Consider the following 4687-nt stretch of genomic DNA (forward strand, 5'->3'; position numbering starts at 1 on the left):
GCCTGGAAGGACGGGCACATGACGCCGTTCGAGCCGGCGTTGTCGGCGATGCACTTGCCGACGCCCGTGCACCGGTGGACGGCCTTGCCGAAGTCGCCGGCGTCGTGCAGGAGCCGCAGGCCGAGCCGGCCGTCGAGGCGGTCCAGCGACGACTCGGGGCCGCGCAGGTCGGCATCGACCGGCCGCGGGCGCACCAGGACGCCGGGGTTGAGCAGGTCGTCGGGGTCGAAGACGGCCTTGACCTGGGCGAACAGGTCGATCGCCTCGGCGGTGTACATCAGCGGCAGCAGCTCAGAGCGGGCACGCCCGTCACCGTGCTCACCCGAGAACGATCCCCCGTGCGAAGCCACGAGCGTCGCGGCGTCGAACAGGAACGACCGGAACAGCTCCTTGCCGCCGGAAGCGTCGAGCGGGAAGTCGATGCGTACGTGGATGCAGCCGTCGCCGAAGTGTCCGTAGGGCACGCCGTCGAGGCCGTTCTCGCGCAGCAGCGCGTCGAACTCACGCAGGTAGGTGCCGAGCCTGTCGGGCGGCACCGCGGCGTCCTCCCAGCCCGAGAGCGCCTTGCCGGGCAGGGTGCGGGTCGCGAGGCCGGCACCCTCCTCGCGGATGCGCCACAGCACGGCCTGCTCACGCGGATCGGTGACGACCCGGCTGGCGATCGCCGACGAAGCGGTCGACGCGCGCTGGACCGTGTCGGCGACCAGCCCCGGCTCGTCACCCGAGATCTCGACGAACAGCCAGCCCTGTCCGCGCGGCAGCTCAGGCACCGAGCCCTTGTGCGTACGGAAGACGTCGACGATGCGGGAGTCGAGGCCCTCGCACGCCGTCGGGCCGAACGGCAGCAGTGCCGGGACGTCGTCGGCTGCCTCAGCCATCGACGCGTACCCCAGCACCAGGACCTGCCGGTGTGGCGGGTCCTCGACGAGCCGGACGGTCGCCGACGTCATCGTCGCAAGCGTCCCCTCAGTGCCGGCGAGGAACGTGGCGATGTCGAACCCGCGCTCGGGCAGGAGATGCTCGAGGCTGTAGCCCGAGACCTGACGGCCGAACGTCCCGAACTCCGTCCGGATCACGCCGAGCCCGCCCTGCACGACGTCACCGAGCCGGTCCAGGGTCGGAGAATCGGTGCGACCTCCGGCGACGACGGACAGCTGCTCCCCCGCCATCGTCACGACGTCGAGGCCCGCCACGTTGTCGGCCGTACGACCGTATGCCAGGGCCCGCGAGCCGCACGCGTTGTTGCCGATCATCCCGCCGACCGTGCACCGCGTGTGGGTCGAGGGATCCGGGCCGAACCGGAGCCCCAGCGGCGTGGCCGCCTTCTGGAGGACCGCGTGCACCGTGCCGGGGTCGACACGGGCCGTACGGGCGTCGACGTCGATCTCGTGCACGCGGTTGAGGTGACGGGTGAAGTCGATGACGACCCCGGTGCCGACCGCGTTGCCGGCGATAGAGGTGCCGGCGCCGCGCGACGTCAGGGGCGTGCCGGTGAGCCGGCAGGCCTCGACCGTGGCGAGCACCTCCTCGACGCTGCGGGGGCGTACGACGACCTGCGGCACGACGCGGTAGAGCGACGCGTCGGTGCTGTAGAGCGCGCAGGCCAGCGTCGAGTCGTCGACGTCGGCGACCCCCAGACGCCGGAGCTCAGCGGCGATGTCGGCCGTCCCCTTGGACGTCACCATGATCGACCGAAGGTCGACAGCCGTGCAGCGGCGGAGCCGCGACCGAGCGCTGGGGGCACCTCCCGCTTGCGGGGGCCGAAGGAGCGCGTCACGGCTACCACAGCTCGATCGACTCGGCGAGGATCGTCGCCACGGCGTCCTCGGTGACCTCGAGCGGGGCGGTCGCGAGGAGGCGTTGCTGCTTCATGGTGCCCTCGACCAGCGAGTCGATGTCGGCGGACGAGAAGCCGACCGCAGCGATGCCGCCCGGGATGCCGACATCGCGCATGATCCCGGTCAGCACCTGCGGCAACAGCTCGGCCGGGTCATCCGGGCGATCCGCACCGGGCGCGAGCAGCTCGGCCGCGCGGAGGTGGCGCTCGGGCGAAGCCTGGAACGTGTAGCGGAACGACGCCGGCGCGGTCAGGGACACCGCCATCCCATGCGGCACCATCGCGTGGTCGGCGTCGTAGTCGACGGGGTGGAAGTCGCGGACCTGGCCGGCGATCGGGTACGCATTCGCGTGCGGGATGTGCACACCCGCGTTGCCGAAGCCGAGGCCCGCGAACGTGGCCGCCATCGCGACCTCCGTGCGTGCCGCGAGGTCGTCGCCGTCGCGGACGGCCCTGCGGAATGACGAGGCCATGAGGGTCAGCGCCTTCTCGGACCACATGTCGGCGATCGGGTTCGCCCCGCAGTACGGCACCCGCTCGTCGGCGCGCTTGTGCTCGTACGACTCGTAGGGCCGGGCCGTGTAGCTCTCGAGGGCGTGGCACAGGATGTCCAGGCCCGAGGCCGCCGTGACACCGGCCGGCTGGGTCAGCGTCAGCTCGGGGTCGACGATCGCGAGGGTCGGGCGGAGCCGGGCGTGCGAGATGCCGGTCTTGACGTGCTGGCTGACGACGTCGAGGACGCAGATCGTCGTGCTCTCGCTGCCCGTGCCGGTCGTGGTCGGCAGCGCGATGAGCGGCAGGAGCGGATGCTTCGGCGCCCGGGCCCGGCCGACCGGGGCGTTGATGTAGTCCATCAGCTCGCCCTCGTTGGTCGTCAGCAGGTTGACGGCCTTGGCGGTGTCGATGCTGCTGCCCCCGCCGACCGCGACAATGGCGTCGAACGGTCCCTCCGCCCGGGCGAAGTCGATCGCCTCGCTGAGGCTGGCGTCAGTCGGCTCGACCCGCGCGCGGTCGAAGACGATCGCCTCGATCGCCGCGGCCCGCAGCGACTCGGCGATCTCGGCGGGAGCGCCGGTCGCGGCGACGCCGGGGTCCGTGACGATCAGCACGCGCCGGGCATCGAGCTGGGCGAGGTCGTGGCCGAGCTCGTGGCGGGCTCCGACGCCGAACTTCAGGCCCGGGGCGCCGTACGTGAAGACCGTCTCCGGGTGCGCGGGATGAAAGCTCGGCACGGTGCTGCTCCTTCGGATCGACGCGTCCCAGCGTACTAGCATGCTACTCCGGCGGTGACGCCGCTCGCCCGGGCACGTACAGATGGCTCCTCAACCGGTCGGCCCACCCGGCATCGGGCGCCGGGTCGTCGGGACCCGCGGCCTGCGCCATGAGCAGGTTGGCGGTGTTGACCAGGTGCCCCTCCATGTGGGCGGCAGCCGCCTGGGGATCCCGCGCCGCGATGGCCTCGACGATCGGCACGTGCTCGTCGAGGATCTCCGGCATGCCGCGCGATCGGTGCAGCGTCGACGCGCCGCGGGTCTGGATCGAGTCGCGAAGCGCGGCGACCTCGTGCTGCGCCCGCTGATTGCCGAGGATCGAGCCGATCGCGTGGTGCAGCGACCGGTCGTGCGCCGTGAACCGCGCCTCGTCGTCGTCAGCCGCAGCGGCTCGCATGCCCTCCAACTCGGCCCGGAGCGCCCGTACGTCGTCATCGCCGGCATGCGCCGCGGCGTACGCGGCCGCCGGCACCTCGATCATCAGCCGCAGCTCGAACACCGACCGGATGTCCGCGACCGAGACTCCCCGGATGCGTACGCCGCGGTTGCGCTCGATCGTGACCAGCCCGATGTCGGCGAGCCGCAGGACCGCTTCACGGACGGGCGTACGCGAGACGTCGAGCAGGTCCGCGAGCCGGTAGATCGAGTGCAGCGAACCCGCCGGGAACTCGCCGGAGAGGATGGATTCGCGCAACGACGCGAACACCCGGTCGGTCGTCGTGATCCGCGCGGCCATGGCCTGCTCCTCTCCGGGCGCCGGACCATATGCCCCGAGCCCTTGGCGGGGAACGATATCGTGTGGTGTTGGTGCACGAGATCTCGTCGCAATGGCGTTGCTCGGAACGCCTGAACGACCGCGTCCCCCATGGGGACTTCGACGAGGGGATCGCATGAAGTCTCGCTGCTTCCGGGTGGTGTTGTCACTCGTGGCGTTGAGCCTCGTCGCCGCCTGTGACGGCGAGGGCTCCGCGGCCGATCCGACGCCGACGTCGACCCAGACGACGACCCAGCCGCCTGACGTCACCGAGCACGAGTCGGGGCCCGAGAGCCCCATCACGTACGGCCTGCTGGTGCCGCGCGGCGCGACCCAGCTCGCACCCCTGATCCGCTTCCGCAGCGACCGGCTGATCGCGGCCTACCTGCCCGAGCTCAAGGCCGCGCAGGCCCAGAAGGACGCCGAGGCGCGCGCCGAGGCGGCCGAGGAGGCGAGCGAGGGCACCCCACCGACCCCGACCACGCCGACCCCCGACACCCGCCCGAGCGACGACTCGTTCAAGCTGCTCGAGGACCCGCCCAAGCCGGACTCGACCGTCTCGCTCATGCGGATCGACGGTTCCCCCACGGACGTCGTGCGTCGCATGCTGGCGCAGATCGCCGCGCTGCTGCCCGATGCCGGCGTCGTCACGAACGACCTCGACCAGTACTGCCGCACGAGCGAGCGCCGCATCGTCAACTGCCGGCTCGTCGTCCAGGGCGTCGCCCAGGGCGACCGTGAGATCCGGGTCGTCATGACGGTCGATCCCGGCAACCTCCAGACCCGCACGTCGGGTCCGTCGGACCTGACCCGGCCGGTCATGAC

Annotated in this window: 4 protein-coding genes; 1 reads left to right on the plus strand and 3 read right to left on the minus strand. The window is 71.8% G+C overall.

The window, feature by feature from the left end; all coding sequences use genetic code 11:
- From V6M46_RS00780 to V6M46_RS00790, 3 genes are all read right to left on the minus strand, one after another.
- Positions 1 to 1685: FAD-binding oxidoreductase (locus V6M46_RS00780; RefSeq protein WP_332661773.1), on the minus strand; the 1685-nt coding region annotated here is incomplete at its 3' end.
- 94 nt (positions 1686 to 1779) lie between these two features.
- On the minus strand, positions 1780 to 3069 hold the full coding sequence (locus V6M46_RS00785) for a hydroxyacid-oxoacid transhydrogenase (RefSeq protein WP_332661774.1): 1290 nt from the start codon (positions 3067 to 3069) through the stop codon (positions 1780 to 1782).
- A 43-nt stretch (positions 3070 to 3112) separates the two neighbouring features.
- Positions 3113 to 3844 carry a GntR family transcriptional regulator gene (locus V6M46_RS00790; protein ID WP_332661775.1) on the minus strand — a complete coding sequence of 244 codons (732 nt, stop codon included), beginning with the start codon at positions 3842 to 3844 and terminating at the stop codon, positions 3113 to 3115.
- 154 nt (positions 3845 to 3998) lie between these two features.
- On the opposite strand from V6M46_RS00790, the gene V6M46_RS00795 reads away from it, so the two are divergent.
- Positions 3999 to 4687, plus strand: a 689-nt coding sequence (locus tag V6M46_RS00795) for a hypothetical protein (RefSeq protein ID WP_332661776.1), incomplete at its 3' end; no start/stop codon positions are given.

Source organism: Aeromicrobium sp. (genome assembly GCF_036676885.1).
Taxonomy (GTDB): Bacteria; Actinomycetota; Actinomycetes; order Propionibacteriales; family Nocardioidaceae; genus Aeromicrobium.

Coding starts and splice junctions, on each gene's coding strand:
- V6M46_RS00790 (WP_332661775.1), bottom strand. CDS start 3,844: ATGGCCGCGCGGATCACGACGACCGACCGGGTGTTCGCGTCGTTGCGC.